The sequence below is a fragment of the Paenirhizobium cremeum genome, from assembly GCF_022884085.1.
In the GTDB taxonomy this organism is placed as follows: domain Bacteria; phylum Pseudomonadota; class Alphaproteobacteria; order Rhizobiales; family Rhizobiaceae; genus Allorhizobium; species Allorhizobium cremeum.
This window is the reverse complement of sequence record NZ_JAGGCS010000003.1, coordinates 171,059-185,663: the sequence shown is the minus strand read 5'-3', so window position 1 is coordinate 185,663 and position 14,605 is coordinate 171,059. Positions and strand designations below refer to the sequence as shown.

Annotated in this window: 15 protein-coding genes and 4 tRNA genes; 8 read left to right on the top strand and 11 right to left on the bottom strand. The window is 60.9% G+C overall.

Annotated features, from left to right (window positions below):
* Positions 1–300: 300 nt before the first annotated feature.
* Positions 301–864, top strand: a complete 564-nt coding sequence (locus J5N58_RS07390; protein ID WP_113442851.1) for a transglutaminase-like cysteine peptidase — start codon at positions 301–303, stop codon at positions 862–864.
* A 4-nt stretch (positions 865–868) separates the two neighbouring features.
* Here the strand turns inward: J5N58_RS07390 and J5N58_RS07385 are convergent.
* From J5N58_RS07385 to J5N58_RS07365, 5 genes are all read right to left on the bottom strand, one after another.
* A tRNA-Arg gene (locus J5N58_RS07385) sits at positions 869–945 on the bottom strand.
* Positions 946–1,005: 60 nt separating this feature from the next.
* Complete coding sequence (locus J5N58_RS07380) at positions 1,006–1,311, bottom strand: ETC complex I subunit (RefSeq protein WP_113339576.1); 306 nt, start codon at positions 1,309–1,311, stop codon at positions 1,006–1,008.
* A 94-nt stretch (positions 1,312–1,405) separates the two neighbouring features.
* Positions 1,406–1,482: transfer RNA gene (locus tag J5N58_RS07375), tRNA-Pro, on the bottom strand.
* Between the two features lie 108 nt (positions 1,483–1,590).
* Positions 1,591–2,076, bottom strand: coding sequence for a DUF192 domain-containing protein (locus J5N58_RS07370; RefSeq protein WP_112830172.1), 486 nt, complete (start codon positions 2,074–2,076; stop codon positions 1,591–1,593).
* On the bottom strand, positions 2,066–2,644 hold the full coding sequence (locus J5N58_RS07365; RefSeq protein ID WP_112830173.1) for a cold-shock protein: 579 nt from the start codon (positions 2,642–2,644) through the stop codon (positions 2,066–2,068). Before J5N58_RS07365 ends, J5N58_RS07370 begins: the two co-directional genes overlap by 11 nt.
* Before the next feature lie 185 nt (positions 2,645–2,829).
* Between J5N58_RS07365 and gloA the strand changes: the two genes are divergently transcribed.
* The 4 genes from gloA to J5N58_RS07345 all read left to right on the top strand — a co-directional run bounded on the left by gloA (position 2,830) and on the right by J5N58_RS07345 (position 4,772).
* On the top strand, positions 2,830–3,270 hold the full coding sequence (gene gloA, locus J5N58_RS07360; protein WP_113442852.1) for a lactoylglutathione lyase: 441 nt from the start codon (positions 2,830–2,832) through the stop codon (positions 3,268–3,270).
* A gap of 147 nt (positions 3,271–3,417) precedes the next feature.
* Positions 3,418–4,227 (top strand): hypothetical protein, encoded by an 810-nt coding sequence (locus J5N58_RS07355; protein WP_244710321.1) that lies wholly within the window; start codon positions 3,418–3,420, stop codon positions 4,225–4,227.
* Between the two features lie 185 nt (positions 4,228–4,412).
* Positions 4,413–4,487, top strand: a tRNA-Glu gene (locus tag J5N58_RS07350).
* Positions 4,488–4,697: 210 nt separating this feature from the next.
* Positions 4,698–4,772: transfer RNA gene (locus J5N58_RS07345), tRNA-Glu, on the top strand.
* A 59-nt stretch (positions 4,773–4,831) separates the two neighbouring features.
* On the opposite strand, the gene recJ is transcribed toward J5N58_RS07345, so the two are convergent.
* The 6 genes from recJ to J5N58_RS07315 all read right to left on the bottom strand — a co-directional run bounded on the left by recJ (position 4,832) and on the right by J5N58_RS07315 (position 10,909).
* Entirely contained in the window at positions 4,832–6,634 is a 1,803-nt protein-coding gene (gene recJ, locus J5N58_RS07340) for a single-stranded-DNA-specific exonuclease RecJ (RefSeq protein ID WP_112830176.1), read from the bottom strand.
* 165 nt (positions 6,635–6,799) lie between these two features.
* Positions 6,800–7,009 (bottom strand): hypothetical protein, encoded by a 210-nt coding sequence (locus tag J5N58_RS07335; RefSeq protein WP_112830177.1) that lies wholly within the window; start codon positions 7,007–7,009, stop codon positions 6,800–6,802.
* A 251-nt stretch (positions 7,010–7,260) separates the two neighbouring features.
* On the bottom strand, positions 7,261–7,479 hold the full coding sequence (locus J5N58_RS07330) for a hypothetical protein (RefSeq protein ID WP_162708302.1): 219 nt from the start codon (positions 7,477–7,479) through the stop codon (positions 7,261–7,263).
* Positions 7,480–7,671: 192 nt separating this feature from the next.
* On the bottom strand, positions 7,672–8,991 hold the full coding sequence (locus tag J5N58_RS07325) for a homoserine dehydrogenase (RefSeq protein ID WP_113442854.1): 1,320 nt from the start codon (positions 8,989–8,991) through the stop codon (positions 7,672–7,674).
* A gap of 63 nt (positions 8,992–9,054) precedes the next feature.
* Positions 9,055–10,272 (bottom strand): LL-diaminopimelate aminotransferase, encoded by a 1,218-nt coding sequence (locus J5N58_RS07320; protein WP_112830180.1) that lies wholly within the window; start codon positions 10,270–10,272, stop codon positions 9,055–9,057.
* A 229-nt stretch (positions 10,273–10,501) separates the two neighbouring features.
* Complete coding sequence (locus tag J5N58_RS07315) at positions 10,502–10,909, bottom strand: SHOCT domain-containing protein (RefSeq protein ID WP_112830181.1); 408 nt, start codon at positions 10,907–10,909, stop codon at positions 10,502–10,504.
* Positions 10,910–11,065: 156 nt separating this feature from the next.
* On the opposite strand from J5N58_RS07315, the gene J5N58_RS07310 reads away from it, so the two are divergent.
* The 3 genes from J5N58_RS07310 (at position 11,066) to map (ending at position 14,604) form a co-directional block, all read left to right on the top strand.
* On the top strand, positions 11,066–12,913 hold the full coding sequence (locus J5N58_RS07310; RefSeq protein ID WP_113442855.1) for a PHA/PHB synthase family protein: 1,848 nt from the start codon (positions 11,066–11,068) through the stop codon (positions 12,911–12,913).
* A gap of 96 nt (positions 12,914–13,009) precedes the next feature.
* A complete protein-coding gene (gene sfsA, locus J5N58_RS07305) occupies positions 13,010–13,729 on the top strand; it encodes a DNA/RNA nuclease SfsA (protein ID WP_112830183.1) in 720 nt (239 codons plus the stop codon).
* Between the two features lie 38 nt (positions 13,730–13,767).
* The gene (gene map, locus J5N58_RS07300; protein WP_112830184.1) at positions 13,768–14,604 is read left to right on the top strand and encodes a type I methionyl aminopeptidase; all 837 of its coding nucleotides are present in this window, start codon (positions 13,768–13,770) and stop codon (positions 14,602–14,604) included.
* The last annotated feature ends 1 nt before the right edge of the window (position 14,605 follow it).

The window sequence follows — 14,605 nt, the reverse complement described above, 5'->3', positions numbered from 1 at the left end:
CAAAATGCAAATAAAAACAAAACTGTGGCCTGATCCAATCCGATGTCGCGTAACTTTCGCGATGTCGCCTACGGTAGAAAGAACCTTTCCTTACCAGGGATAAGCTTCAGCCGGAAAGACGACCAGGCAAAAACCTCAAAATCGAAAAGACGACCGCTTAGTCGCTGACCGGACATACTGTCCGCAGCCGACTCGAGTCCTTTCGCACCGTTTTCACCAGATGATTCTGCCGAAGCAGGAAGCGCCGTTCTGCGGCCTTTTGCTGCGCGCCGATGATTCGACCAGTTCGGGAGGCATGCCATGCGTGCCGCGTCCTTTTGCGTCCTCGTCCTGGCCACGGCAATCCTGCCGGCATTGCCTGGCGGCGCTGTGCAGGGCAGTGGCCTCGACCGTCCCGCATTCCTTGAGGAAAAGGCCCCCGCGCTCGCCCCCTTCGCCTTTGTGCGATTTTGCCTGGCGGCACCGAGCGAATGTGCCATGAAGCACGGCGCCGGCGAGGTGAGAGACGACATTGCAGCGGACATTGCCGCGATCAACAGAAGCGTCAATCATGCGATTGTCCCGCGCCGGGACAGGCCCGGACAAGACCTCTGGACCCTATCGCCTCGGGCAGGCGATTGTGAGGACTATGCGGTGACCAAACGCAGAAAGCTCATTGAACACGGCCTGCCCGCCCGCGCGATCCGTCTTGCCGTCGGCCTTACACCCGATGGCCGGGGCCATGCAGTCGTCATCGTCAGAACCCGAAACGGCGATCTCGTTCTCGACAATAGAAGCGATGCTGTCAAACGGGCCGACGAGGTCGATCTCGTCTGGATGAAGATCGAATCGGCCGATAATCCGAAATGGTGGTATGCGCTTTGAAGTTTGGCGACCCCTGTTGGACTCGAACCAACGACAACCTGCTTAGAAGGCAGGTGCTCTATCCAGCTGAGCTAAGGGGCCGAACCGTCCGCCGTCGTCGCGGGCGGGATACGACGATGTCACCCAGTCGCCTGCGGTCGGTCAGTGGGTCCAGGGCTGCAGGCGGTTGAAACGGAAATTGTCGGAATAGGAGACGGACTGGCGCTTCGGTTCTTTCGGCTGAAGCACGCGATATTCGATACCCTCGCGCCTGGCATAAGCTTCCGCCTGCTCCAGCGTATCGAAAACGAGCTTCACCTGCTGCCGCGTGTCGGCGGAGCTGGTGTAACCCATGATGGGGTCGATCTTGCGCGGGCTGGCCTGATCGAACTCGAGGATCCAGACATGGGTCTTCGCCTTGCCGGACTGCATTGCCGTCTTTGCCGGGCGGTAGATCTTCGCAGACATGGTCGCATCCAACTCCAGAGTGACGGGAGGAAGCCCTCCCTGTCGTTTGATCGTCGCACCAGCCGCAAACCGGAAAGCCGCGGCCAATTCTGAATGGTCGGAGTGGAGAGATTCGAACTCCCGACCCTCTGGTCCCAAACCAGATGCGCTACCAGACTGCGCTACACTCCGTTCCAGCAATCACAGCCGGAATACACGGTTCACCATTGACCCGCAACAGTAAAAAACCGGTATTCGCATCATGCCCCAGGCCACCGGCGAGAGGCGTCGCGCGACGGCTCACGGGACCGCAATGGTGACATGCGCTCCGGCGCCGATCCCCAGTTCGGCGGCGCGGCCGCCCCGAATTTCCAACACGTATCGCACCGGCCCGCCGGACGAAATGATTGATTCGGAATAGGGAACGGCCCGGCCGGCCACCCGGCGGACCGTTCCGGCGGCATCGATAAACAGCATGTCCAGCGAAAGCGGCGTATTTTTCATCCACATCATGACGTCCCGCTCCAGGCCGAAGTCGAAGATCATGCCTTCGTCGTCGCCCAGCGTCTCGCGATACATCAGGCCATGCTCCCGCTGCTCCGGGCTGAGGGCCAGTTCGACCTTGAACTCGTGGGTCTTGCCTTCAGGCGTTTCGATCCGCAACAGGCCCCTGTCAAAACGGACGTCGTCGGCGGCACCCGGCCGTACAAGCGCCAGAAACAGAAAAAGCGCCAGAAAGGCGCTCTTTGCCAGTTCGACGATCGCCACGCGGACCTCAGTGCGCACGGGCAGCCGGCGCCGGATTGTCGGGGTGGATTTCAGCCGCCATCAATCCCTTGTCACCATTGCCATAACGCACGAGCACGGTCTGTCCCGGCCGCAACTCGGTCAGGCCGAAACGACGCAGCGTCTCCATGTGCACGAAAATGTCCTCGGTCCCCTCTCCGCGCGTCAGGAAGCCAAAGCCCTTGGTCCGGTTGAACCACTTGACCAGCACGCGCTCGAGCCCGCTCGTCGGCGTTACCTGAACGTGGGTCCGCACGGGTGGCAGCTGCGAGGGATGAACCGCCGTCGACTGATCCATGGAGAGGATGCGAAACGCCTGGTAGCCGCGATCGCGCTTCTGGATCAGCGCGACGATGCGGGTGCCTTCCAGGATCGTCTGATAACCGTCGCGACGCAGGCAGGTCACATGCAGCAGGACATCCTGCATGCCGTTATCCGGCACGATGAACCCGAATCCCTTCGCGACATCGAACCATTTGACGACGCCAGTGATCTCGATCAGGTCAACGGCTTCGCCGGACAGCTCTTCGAAATCCGCGAGCCCTTTCGGTGAAATCCTGTCCGCCATCTCCCTAGCCCCTCGAAAACGCGTCACATCGTAAAGTTAACCGATTCTTGACGTTCAGATTAACATTCCCACAATGGATCAACGCAAGTCCTAGATTCAGATATTCCCAGATGCTTTTTGGGCTATGAGGCTTGCTCGAAACTGTCGCCTGATCCATATCCCGTACAGTCATCAGGAGAAGCTTCATGCGTTATCTTCACACCATGGTTCGCGTCAAAGATCTGGACGCATCCCTCGATTTCTACTGTAACGTTTTCGGACTCGTTGAGGTCCGTCGCATGGAAAACGAGAAAGGCCGGTTTACGCTCGTCTTCCTCGCCGCCCGCGACGATCTGGATGCCGTGCGGAGCCATATGGCGCCCTGCCTTGAGCTGACCTATAACTGGGACACCGAGGATTATACCGGAGGACGCAATTTCGGTCATCTCGCCTATGAGGTCGATGACATCTACGCGATCTGCCAGAAGCTGATGGACAAAGGCGTGACGATCAACCGGCCTCCGCGCGACGGCCATATGGCTTTTGTGCGCTCGCCCGACGGTATTTCCATCGAGATCCTGCAAAAGGGTGAGAACCTGCCTCCTATGGAACCCTGGCTTTCCATGCCCAATACCGGTGCCTGGTAAGATCGCACCCGCCTCGCGCAAGTTCATCGCCCTAGGGTCGCGTTTCGAATGGTTCGCCACATCCGGCGCGCCACGCTCGGAACGCGGCGGGACTAACAGCGGGACACCGCATTTGACGCCGCGCAGCCGATCAAGAGGTATCTGCGCATGGCTTTTCGCTTCGCAAGGGCAAACCCTGCTCTCCGCTCTCTCCTCATCGGCGCCAGCCTGATGGCGCTCGCCGGATGCCAGACCAGCCAACTGGTCGAAAGCATGGAAATCGGCGATGCCACGCCGGAGGCGCCCCCCGCCGTTCCCAGGAAGAACAAGGGCGCCCTGCCCGCCGCCGCTTCCGCCTATACCGATCCGCTCGTCGTCAGCGTTCCGGGCGGCAAAAAGTCCCCCGCCGTTTCGCGTGCAAAGGAGCCGTCATCCGCCGAGCCCGCCCCGCAGGTTGCGGCACCGGCCGATCTCGGCGAGCTGACCATGCAGCCAACCACCGTGTCGGCCGGCCGAAACAGCATTTTTTCGCCACCGCCCGAAGCAGCCATGCCGGAATTGCCGACGGGGGAAAATCCAGCAACCGGAGGGGAGATGGCGTCGCTTTCCCCGAACAGCAACGCCTCGTCCAGCATCGTTCCCGCCGATCTGCCCTCCCGGGCCGTCAGCCCGATGAGCAAGAGCCTGTTCAGCGCCGACCTGCCGGAGCCGGTCGAGCCCATGCGTGAAACCGCCGTCATGCCGGATTATCAGGAGCCGATGGCTCCGGCGAAGTACGATGCGGCCGAGCCGGTTTCGCTCGCCGAGGAGGAAGCCGAAAGCTCGCCGTCTGCCAAGCCCGTCGAAGCGAACGGCCAAGACGTGGCGACCGCGGAAGCTCCGCAGAAAAAGCGCAGGTGGCTGCCTTCGCTGTCCGAACTTCTCTCCGGCGGCAAGAAGAACAAGTCAGACGCCGAGACCTCGACAGAGAACCGCTGATCCGGCCATTTTCCCGGCCAATGCCGACCGCAGGAAACCAGCACGTTCGCCAACATGCTGGTTTTATTCATTTATCCCTTCATTTTCCACAGGCGTTCCGCGACTGTCATTTTTTTGCAAAAAATCGAAATTTGCCGCTTGCGGGAATAAATCCTCCTGACTATAAGGGCCTCCACGGAGCGCACGCGCCCTTCGTCTATCGGTTAGGACACCAGATTTTCATTCTGGGAAGAGGGGTTCGACTCCCCTAGGGCGTGCCACTCCTGTTTCTTTTTCACCGTCGAATTTCCGATAAATCCTGGTCAGAGAGAGCACCTGAACGCCCGTCTCTTGGCAGGGGAACGGACATCTGCCGCCGTTTCGACGGTTGTTCACGGCATCGGTATTTTTTCGAAATTAGAATGGAAAAACAGCAAGATTCCGCTTGCGGGTTTTTCAAGCCCTGACTATAAGGGCGCCACGAAGCGCACGCGCCCTTCGTCTATCGGTTAGGACACCAGATTTTCATTCTGGGAAGAGGGGTTCGACTCCCCTAGGGCGTGCCACTTCTTCTTTCCCCGAGATTATTGCGTGATCGTGTAGCGGCTGGCGAAAGCTTTTTTCGCTAGGGTGCCTTCGCGGCATCGAGGATACGCATCTGCACGCGCCTTGTGCCCTGCCAGTGATCCGCACTGAGTGACCCCGCGACATGGATCTGCGCGCCCCGGCCATTGAGCAGGAAATCACCGAGCGGTGTTTCTGCGGCGCGAAAGGCTATCCCGTCCAGACGGGAGCCGTCCTGCGCTTCAATCGTGATCTTCACATGCGTCGTGCCGACGGGCCTTGCGTCCTTCAGCCTGTGGGCGGGAATGGCGAATACCGGCTGCGGATGACCGGAACCATAGGGACCGGCCGATTCGAGCTGGTCGATGAGTGCAACCGTGGCAGCCGAGGCGCCGAGGGCCCCGTCAATCTTCAGGGCGCGATTGGCGGAGAGCGAAGCCACCTGCGCGGCCGAGGCTTCCTCGAAGAATGTCCGCAGCCGCCCGAGATTTGCCCGCTCGACGGTCAGTCCCGCGGCCATGGCGTGGCCTCCGCCCTTGAGCAACAGGCCGGCATCGACGGCGGCACGCACCATTCGCCCCATGTCGAAACCGTTGATCGACCGACCGGAGCCGGTGCCCCGGCCCGAGGGGTCGAAGGCGATGGCAAAGGCAGGCCGCCTGAACTTCTCCTTGAGTCGGGCTGCAAGAAGCCCGACAATGCCCGGATGCCAATTATCCCTCGCGGTAACGATCACGGAGGCCGATTCGCCAGTTCCGTATTCGGCAAGTACCTCCGCTTCGGCTTCCGCCAGCATCACCTGCTCCATCGCCTGACGCTCGCGATTGAGTTCGTCGAGCCTCTCGGCGATCTGGTCGGCCTGTGCAGCATCATCCAGAGTGAGGAGGCGGCTTCCCAGTGCGGCATCGCCTATCCGGCCGCCGGCATTGATTCTCGGCCCGACCAGGAAACCGAAGTGGTAAGGCGTCACTGGCCCGCCAATCCCCGCCACGCGCAGCAGCGCGGCAAGACCGGCATTGTTCTGGTGTCGCGCGGCAATCAGCCCCTTCACGACATAGGCGCGGTTCAGACCCTTGAGCGGGACGACGTCGCAAACGGTGGCGAGCGCCACCAGATCGAGCCATCCGAGCAGATCGATCGAACGTGCCTTCGGGTGCCCCGCTTCGCGCAGGATGCGCAGTGTCGCCACGAGGACGAGGAAAACCACACCGGCGGCGCAGAGATGCCCCTGCCCGGAAAGATCGTCCTCCCGATTCGGATTGACCAGCGCGAGACAGGGCGGCATCTCGTGGCCCATCTGGTGATGATCGATCACCACGACGTCCATGGCACGATCTGCCGCGGCAGCCAGCGCCTCAACGCTGGTCGAGCCGCAATCGACGGTGACGATGAGCTGCGCGCCCCTGTCGATCAACTGGCCGATCGCGGTCGGATTGGGTCCATATCCCTCAAAGATGCGGTCTGGAATATAGATTTCCGCCTCGATGCCGAAGTGGTGGAGGAAGCGATGGAGCAAGGCTGATGACGATGCGCCGTCAACATCGTAGTCGCCGAAGATGGCGACCCTTTCGCCGTCGCGGATCGCCTTCACCAAGCGTTCAGCCGCCCTGCCGCAGTCGGTGAGCCGCAGAGGGTCGGGCATCAGCGTGCGAATCGTCGGATCGAGGAAGGCCGGGGCATCTTCGACCGACACGCCCCGACCGGCGAGCACGCGGGAGACAAGATCTGGAAGGCCGTGAAGCTGGCTGATTGCAAGCGCCCTGTTCTGCCCGGCCTGATCGAGGCGGGAAACCCAGCGCTGACCCGAAACGGACTGCTCTACACCCAAAAATGCGCGCGGGACGGGATCTACCGGTTCTTCCATGCCTCAAATGCCCAATATACCTGTCCTTCTTCTACAGGTCCCAAGGCAAATGAACAGCCCTTCCGCTGGCCGAATACGAACGCCACGCACTTCTTCCACGCAGACGATAGGGCCCAGGCGAATAAACCCAGGCCCGAAAGGCGGAAAATCCCGCAGCGATGTTTGTCAGGAAAGAAGCCAGGCAACAGAAGCAAACGGGATCATCATCAACGATACGAAGAGAATAATCATCGCCCAGTTGCGCATGCCCTCGAAGTCATCGTCCTGAAGGCGTCTCACTTCGCCGACGCTCCAAGGCGCGATCTGAACGCTCTGCCAGCCAGAATCGTATCCCCTGACCGGCGACAAATGTGCCGATTTTTTCATGCGGATCATTCAAGGCTCCTCCCAAGACCCCTAAATCATCGGTGTGCATAAAAGCTACGCTGCTTCGAAGGAATATGCGAGGGGGTTCAGGTCATATCCACGTGAAAATTCAAATTATACTGCAAAAAGACAAAAATATTACTGCATTGCAGCGAAATTCGAAGAAAAACCGAACTCCTATATCGCGTTGCAGCATGAAATTCTTCATCATCGAGCGCCAAGGTTCCCGAAAGGGCCCTCATGCCGATTCGCCCTCCCCCTCAAAACAGCAGGAGCGCGAGACCGATTACCGGAAGGACCGACAAGGCGAGAAAGACAAGGATCATCGCCCAGTTGCGGCTACCCTCGAAATCATCCGTTTCCGAAGGCGGATCGTCCGGCCAATCCTCGATCAAAGCTTCATTCGGTCTTTTTTCCTGAAGCTTGGTGTTCTTCCGAGACATCGCCGGCGTGTGCGGCGGCATTCCTGCGTATGACATATGGGCCCTCCCCCCGAGAACCAGCTCAACCAATGGATGGTACTTATAGCATTATTCCATCCGATGCCACGATCATATTCACTATATATGATATGTAAATATTCATACTTATGGGCATGATCGTTTTCTCCCGTTGCGCCAGGCGCAACGGGCAACGTTCCAGCCGCTCACAGGGGAAAATCCGTTGTTCGCTCAGGCGCTCTTCGGCCGCTCGATACGGATCACCTGCGGCTCACCGATCAGATAGCCTTCATGCTTGATGGCCGAAACAGCCTTGCGCACCGCATTCTCCATCGTCGCATGGGTTACGAGCACGATCGTCACTGGTGCATCGGCGGTCGTATGCTGAGACCGCTGCACGATCGATTCCAGCGAGATACCGTTCTCCGCCATTTTGGTGGCGATGCTCGCGAAGACGCCGGCGCGATCCACCACCGAAAGCCGGATGAAATAGCCGCCTTCGTGGCTCTTCATCTTCGCCTGACGATAGGGTTCAAGCAGCGCCGCGGGACGGCCAAGCACCGGCACCTGCTGGGCGCCCGGCCGGCTCTTGGCGATATCGGTGATATCGCCGAGAACGGCGGAGGCCGTCGCATTGCCGCCGGCACCGGGGCCAACCATCAACAGTTCGCCAAGGATGTCGGATTCCAGCGCCACGGCATTGGTCACGCCGTCGACCTGGGCAATCACCGAATCCAGCGGCACCATGGTCGGGTGCACCCGCTGCTCGATGCCGCTTTCGGTACGCTGTGCGACACCGAGCAACTTGATGCGATAGCCGAGTTCGGCCGCCGCATTGATATCCTCGATCGAGATGTTGCTGATGCCTTCCAGATAGATATCGTCGGCTGCGATCTCGGAACCGAAAGCGAGCGTGGTAAGAATGGCGAGTTTGTGGGCGGTGTCGTTGCCCTCGATGTCGAAGGTCGGATCGGCTTCCGCATAACCCAGACGCTGCGCTTCCTTCAGGCAGTCCTCGAAGGACAACCCCTCCTTTTCCATCCGCGTCAGGATGTAGTTGCAGGTGCCGTTCATGATGCCGTAGACGCGCGAGAAGTTATTGCCGGTCAGGCTCTCGCGCATGGCCTTGATGACGGGAATGCCACCAGCGACCGCGGCTTCATAGTTGATAAGCAGGCCTTTTTCTTCCGCGAGGCGCGCGAATTCCACCCCATGGCGGGCGAGTAGCGCCTTGTTCGCCGTCACCACATGCACGCCACGGGCAAGGGCTGCGCGCACCGACTGATCCGCCGCGCCGTCGGCGCCACCGACCAGCTCGATGAAAACGTCGATATCGGCGTTCTCGGCGAGATCAACGGGGTAATCGAACCAGGCAATGCCGGAAAGATCGACGCCGCGATCCTTGTTGCGGTTGCGGGCGGAAACCGCCGTGATCGTGATCGCGCGACCGCAGGCAACCGCAAGCGCGTTGCTGCGCTGCTGGATGATCCGGACGAGCGAGGCACCGACGGTACCCAGACCCGCAATGCCGATTTTCAGGGCATCAGCCATGGTTCTTTCCTGACATTTCGAATTCGGAGGTCGGGCGGCCGCGAACGGGCCGCCCCGGGGATATCAACGGTGGGCGTTGAGAGAGATCACATTATGCATGGTATCGTCGGCCGTCGAGAGGAAGCGCTTGAGATTGCGCGCAGCCTGGCGGATGCGATGCTCGTTCTCCACCAGAGCGATACGGACGTAATCATCGCCCTGCTCGCCGAAGCCGATGCCGGGAGCGACCGCGATATCGGCCTTTTCCACCAGCAGCTTGGAAAATTCGAGCGAGCCCATGGCGCGGAACTTTTCCGGGATCTTCGCCCAGGCGAACATGGTGGCCGCCGGCGGCGGAACCTCGAAGCCGGCCTTGCCGAAGCTTTCGACCAGCACGTCGCGGCGGCGCTTGTAGACGGAGCGGACTTCCGCGATGTCGGAACCATCGCCGTTCAGCGCATGCGTCGCGGCCACCTGGATCGGGGTGAAGGCGCCGTAGTCGAGATAGGACTTCACGCGGGTCAACGCCGAAATCAGGCGCTCGTTGCCGACGGCAAAGCCCATGCGCCAACCGGGCATGGAGAAGGTCTTCGACATGGAGGTGAACTCGACGGCGATATCCATCGCGCCGGGAACCTCGAGCACCGACGGCGGCGGCGGACCGTCGAAGTAGATTTCGGAATAGGCGAGATCCGACAGGACGATGATGTCGTGCTTCTTCGCGAAGGCGATGACATCCTTGTAGAAATCCAGCGAGGCAACATGCGCCGTCGGATTGGACGGATAGTTGAGGATCAGCGCCAAAGGCTTGGGGATCGAGTGCCGCACGGCCCGTTCCAGCGGCGGGAAGAAGGTCTCGTCCGGCTCGACCGAGATCGAACGAATCACGCCGCCCGTCATGAGGAAACCGAAAGCATGGATCGGATAGGTCGGGTTGGGGCAAAGCACCACGTCGCCCGGCGCGGTGATGGCCTGCGCCATGTTGGCAAAGCCCTCCTTGGACCCGAGCGTGGCGACGATCTGGGTGTCCGGGTTGAGCTTCACGCCGAATCGGCGGGCGTAGTAGGCTGCCTGTGCGCGGCGCAGACCGGGAATCCCCTTGGAGGAGGAGTAACGATGCGTGCGCGGGTCCTGGACCACTTCGCAAAGCTTGTCGACGATCGCCTTCGGAGTCGGAAGATCGGGGTTGCCCATGCCGAGATCGATGATATCGGCGCCACCGGCTCGCGCGCTCGCCTTCAAACGGTTGACCTGTTCGAAAACATAAGGCGGCAGACGCCGGACTTTGTGAAACTCTTCCATCTTCAACCCCTGGGGACCGCGCGGATTCTACCGCGGCAGGCGCGTTCGTTCTTCTGGCTATCGCCCATCCCGCAACGAACCGCAAAACCGGGACAGGACGAGTGTAATGCATGGAATGCGGTAGCGGCAAATCATGGCGCAAATCCGCAAAACCGCCGACAAACTTTCAGGAAACCGGTGCCGGTCGCATCTGCGTTGCTTTGCTTAAAAACACTCTCAAACGCAAGCGCTATTTGGTAATCTGGGCCTGGGTTTCGGCGCCATGCTCGGCAGCGAGCTTGCGCAGTTCCTGCACGCGACGCTGATATTCGGCTTCCGAGATCGCTCCGGAGCGGCGGGCGGCACCAAGCGACGACAGTTTTCGCTCGAGATCGCCGGCCTCCTCATTGCTCATCTGGACGCTTGCGGCCGTCAGGGAACCGGAAAAATCCGGATAGCCGTCGGGCGATGTCGAGGAGACCGTCGGGCCAACAGGCGCATCCGGATCATCGACCGTGACCTCCAGAGAAGCCGGCGTTGACGATGCAGCGACGGGCTGCTCTTTCGTGGAGGTGCAGCCGGACAACATCAGAATCGCGGCGGCGGCACCGATCCCGAGACGCGCTGCCATTCCGTTTGTCCAAGTATCGTCGATCATTATCGCTATCCGCTGACAGTCGTGGTTCTATAGAGCCGCAAGCCCGGATTGCATTGCATGTCAGCCCGGCTTTCGTATTGCTGGAACTTGTAGTCGTTTTCGGGCAGGATGCGCAATTACAAAAGACACCGGTAGAACGATCCTGGGGAGGACGGCTTGAGCAGCGAACGCGAAGATGCGCAGCAGAACGGTCCGGGAGCGACCGGTTTCGATCCGAAGCTGATCGAACCGTATATCGTCAAGGACCCGGAAGCGCTTGCCGTCAATGTCGCCCGGGCGCTCGAAAATCTCGGCAAGGCTGCCTCCGTCTGGCTTGCGCCGCGCGAACGCGGCGAAATCGTCGATCCGGTTTCGGAACCGATGGCCGAACTCGTCAAGACCATGTCGAAGGTCACCGAATACTGGATGGCCGACCCAAAGCGCACGCTCGAGGCGCAGACCCACCTGATGGCTGGCGTCTTCGCCATGTGGTCGCGCACGCTTTCGCGCTTCTCCGGCAGTGCAAGCGACCTGCCGCCCGAACCACCCGTCAAGGACAAGCGATTCGCCGACGAGGACTGGCAACGCAACCCGTTCTTCGATTTCCTGCGACAGGCCTATGTCATCCTGAGTGAATGGGCGGAGAAGCTGGTCAACGAGGCGGAAGGGCTCGACGAACACACGCGCCACAAGGCAGCCTTCTATGTCCGCCAGATCACGGCGGCGCTGTCTCCCACCAATTTCGTCGTCACCAATCCGCAGCTCTATCGCGAGACGGTCGCAAGCCATGGCGCCAATCTGGTCAGGGGCATGCAGATGCTGGCGGAGGACATTGCCGCCGGAGGCGGCGAATTGCGGTTGCGCCACACCGACACGAGCAAGTTCGCTGTCGGCGAGAACATGGCGGTGACGCCCGGCAAGGTGATCGCGCAGAGCGACATCTGCGAGGTCATCCAGTATGAACCATCGACCGAAACGGTTCTCAAGCGACCGCTGCTGATCGTGCCGCCGTGGATCAACAAGTTCTATATCCTCGACCTCAACCCACAGAAATCCTTCATCAAATGGTGCGTGGCGCAGGGCCACACCGTCTTCGTGATCTCCTGGGTCAATCCGGACGAACGCCATGCCGACAAGGATTGGGGAGACTATATCGAGGAAGGGATCGACTTCGCGCTCGACACCGTCGAAAAGGCAACCGGCGAGACGGAAGTGAACGCCATCGGCTATTGCGTGGGCGGTACGCTTTTGGCCGCAACCCTTGCGCTGCATGCCCAGCTAGGCGATCGCCGCATCGCCAGCGCGACCTTTTTCACCACCCAGGTCGATTTCACCTATGCGGGCGATCTCAAGGTCTTCGTGGACGAAACGCAGATCGGCGGGCTGGAGGAGCGCATGCGCCAGACCGGCTATCTCGACGGCTCGAAGATGGCGGCGGCGTTCAACATGCTGCGCGCCTCCGAACTCATCTGGCCGTATTTCGTCAACAACTACCTGAAGGGCCAGGACCCCATGCCCTTCGACCTGCTCTACTGGAATTCCGATTCCACCCGCATGGCGGCGGCGAACCACTCCTTCTACCTGCGCAACTGCTACCTCAACAACAATCTGAGCCAGGGCCGCATGCAACTTGCCGGCAAGACCGTGTCTCTGAAGGACGTGACGATCCCGATCTACAATCTGGCGACCCGCGAGGACCACATCGCTCCGGCCAAGTCGGTCTTTGTCGGCAGCGCGCTGTTCGGCGGTCCCGTCGAATACGTACTGAGCGGTTCCGGCCATATCGCCGGCGTCGTCAATCCGCCGGACAAGGCGAAATACCAATACTGGACCAACGGCGCCCCGGTGGGCAGCTATGAGGATTGGGCCGCGAAGGCGAAGGAAACCGCAGGTTCCTGGTGGCCCCACTGGCAAGCCTGGATCGAAGCGCAGGACAGCGAACGCGTCCCTGCCCGCACGCCGGGCGGTGGCGCTTTGAACGCGATCGCCAATGCGCCCGGAACCTACGTTCTGGCGCGGGTCTAGAATCCGCACTGCCGGATGATGGGCGGGAGTAGGCGGCAAGCGACAAAGATCGGCGCCCCATTTGCGGCGATCACGGCGACAGGCTACACCCTGTCCATGCTCTTCGATCCGCCCCTAGTCCCTGCCCGTCTCATCCGTCGATACAAGCGCTTCCTGTTCGATGCCGTTCTTGAAGACGGCCGGGAGATTACCGGTTTCTGCCCGAATACCGGCTCGATGCTAGGCCTGACGACGCCCGGTTCACGCATCTGGCTCTCCGAGCATGACAGCCCGAACCGCAAATATCGCCATGCGATGGAGCTGGTCGAGGTGGATGGCGCGGCGGTCGGGGTCAACACGGCGCTGCCGAACCGGCTTGCCGAGGAGGCCATTTTCGCAGGGATCGTCGGAGATTTCAGCGGCTATCCGATCCTTCGGCGCGAGCAGCGCTATGGCCGGAACTCGCGGATCGATATCCTGCTCAGCGGGCCCGGTCGGCCGGACCTTTATGTCGAGGTGAAGAACGTGCATTTTACCCGAAGTCCGCGGCTTGCCGAGTTTCCGGATACGGTCACCGCTCGCGGCGCCAAGCATCTCAGGGAAATGGCCGATATGGTCGCGGCCGGCCACCGGGCCGCCATGGTCTTCCTCATCCAGCGCGGCGATTGCGACCGCTTCCGGCTTTCCGGCGATCTCGACCCTGTCTATGCAGCAGCCTTTGCCGAGGCCAGCAGCTGCGGCGTGGAGGCCTATGCGGTAAAATGTACCGTTTCGCCGGCGGAAATCACGCCGTCAGGACTGATCGAGATAGACGAACCGGTCCTTGCTGCTTTATGACTTGAACGGAAATCGCAGACCAGACCGAAAGCATGTGCATGGTGACCTATGTCGATGCGGCAACCGCGCCGCTCAAGAATACCGGGGCAATCAGGCTCTACAACCAGGAAGACTTCGCAGGAATGCGCAAGGCATGCCAGGTGACGGCCCGCTGCCTGGACGAGCTGGCCGGCATGGTCAAGCCGGGCATCACCACCGATGCGATCGACCGTTTCGTTTTCGAGTTCGGAATGGACAACGGCGCCCTGCCGGCGACGCTGAACTACCGGGGCTACACCAAGTCCGTCTGCACCTCCATCAACCACGTCGTCTGCCACGGCATTCCGAACGACAAGCCGCTGCGCGAAGGCGATATCGTCAACATCGACGTCACCTATGTCGTCGATGGCTGGCATGGCGATTCAAGCCGCATGTATCCCGTCGGTGAGATCAAGCGCGCGGCCGAGCGGCTGCTGGAAGTCACCTATGAATGCCTGATGCGCGGCATTGCCGTCGTTCGCCCGGGTGTGCGCACCGGCGCCATCGGCGAGGCGATCCAGACCTATGCCGAGGCAGAGCGCTGCTCTGTGGTGCGCGATTTCTGCGGCCACGGCGTCGGCAAGCTTTTCCACGACAGCCCCAACATCCTGCATTACGGCCGCTCCAACGAGGGGCCGGAATTGCGGGAGGGCATGATCTTTACCATCGAGCCGATGATCAATCTCGGCCGGCCGCACGTCAAAGTGCTCGCCGACGGCTGGACGGCGGTCACGCGCGACCGGTCGCTCACTGCGCAATACGAACACGCCGTCGGCGTCACGGCGACGGGCTGTGAAATCTTCACGCTCTCACCCGCCGGGCTCGACCGCCCGGGCCTGCCGCCCCTCAAAGGCTGAC

Excerpts from the sequence above, each read along its gene's own strand:
- recJ (WP_112830176.1), bottom strand. The coding sequence starts at position 6,634 with ATGGAAGAACCGGTAGATCCCGTCCCGCGCGCATTTTTGGGTGTAGAG.
- J5N58_RS07390 (WP_113442851.1), top strand. The coding sequence starts at position 301 with ATGCGTGCCGCGTCCTTTTGCGTCCTCGTCCTGGCCACGGCAATCCTG.
- sfsA (WP_112830183.1), top strand. The coding sequence starts at position 13,010 with ATGCTCTTCGATCCGCCCCTAGTCCCTGCCCGTCTCATCCGTCGATAC.
- J5N58_RS07325 (WP_113442854.1), bottom strand. The coding sequence starts at position 8,991 with ATGGCTGATGCCCTGAAAATCGGCATTGCGGGTCTGGGTACCGTCGGT.
- J5N58_RS07365 (WP_112830173.1), bottom strand. The coding sequence starts at position 2,644 with ATGGCGGACAGGATTTCACCGAAAGGGCTCGCGGATTTCGAAGAGCTG.
- J5N58_RS07335 (WP_112830177.1), bottom strand. The coding sequence starts at position 7,009 with ATGATCCGCATGAAAAAATCGGCACATTTGTCGCCGGTCAGGGGATAC.
- J5N58_RS07380 (WP_113339576.1), bottom strand. The coding sequence starts at position 1,311 with ATGTCTGCGAAGATCTACCGCCCGGCAAAGACGGCAATGCAGTCCGGC.
- map (WP_112830184.1), top strand. The coding sequence starts at position 13,768 with ATGGTGACCTATGTCGATGCGGCAACCGCGCCGCTCAAGAATACCGGG.
- J5N58_RS07330 (WP_162708302.1), bottom strand. The coding sequence starts at position 7,479 with ATGTCATACGCAGGAATGCCGCCGCACACGCCGGCGATGTCTCGGAAG.
- gloA (WP_113442852.1), top strand. The coding sequence starts at position 2,830 with ATGCGTTATCTTCACACCATGGTTCGCGTCAAAGATCTGGACGCATCC.
- J5N58_RS07320 (WP_112830180.1), bottom strand. The coding sequence starts at position 10,272 with ATGGAAGAGTTTCACAAAGTCCGGCGTCTGCCGCCTTATGTTTTCGAA.
- J5N58_RS07315 (WP_112830181.1), bottom strand. The coding sequence starts at position 10,909 with ATGATCGACGATACTTGGACAAACGGAATGGCAGCGCGTCTCGGGATC.
- J5N58_RS07355 (WP_244710321.1), top strand. The coding sequence starts at position 3,418 with ATGGCTTTTCGCTTCGCAAGGGCAAACCCTGCTCTCCGCTCTCTCCTC.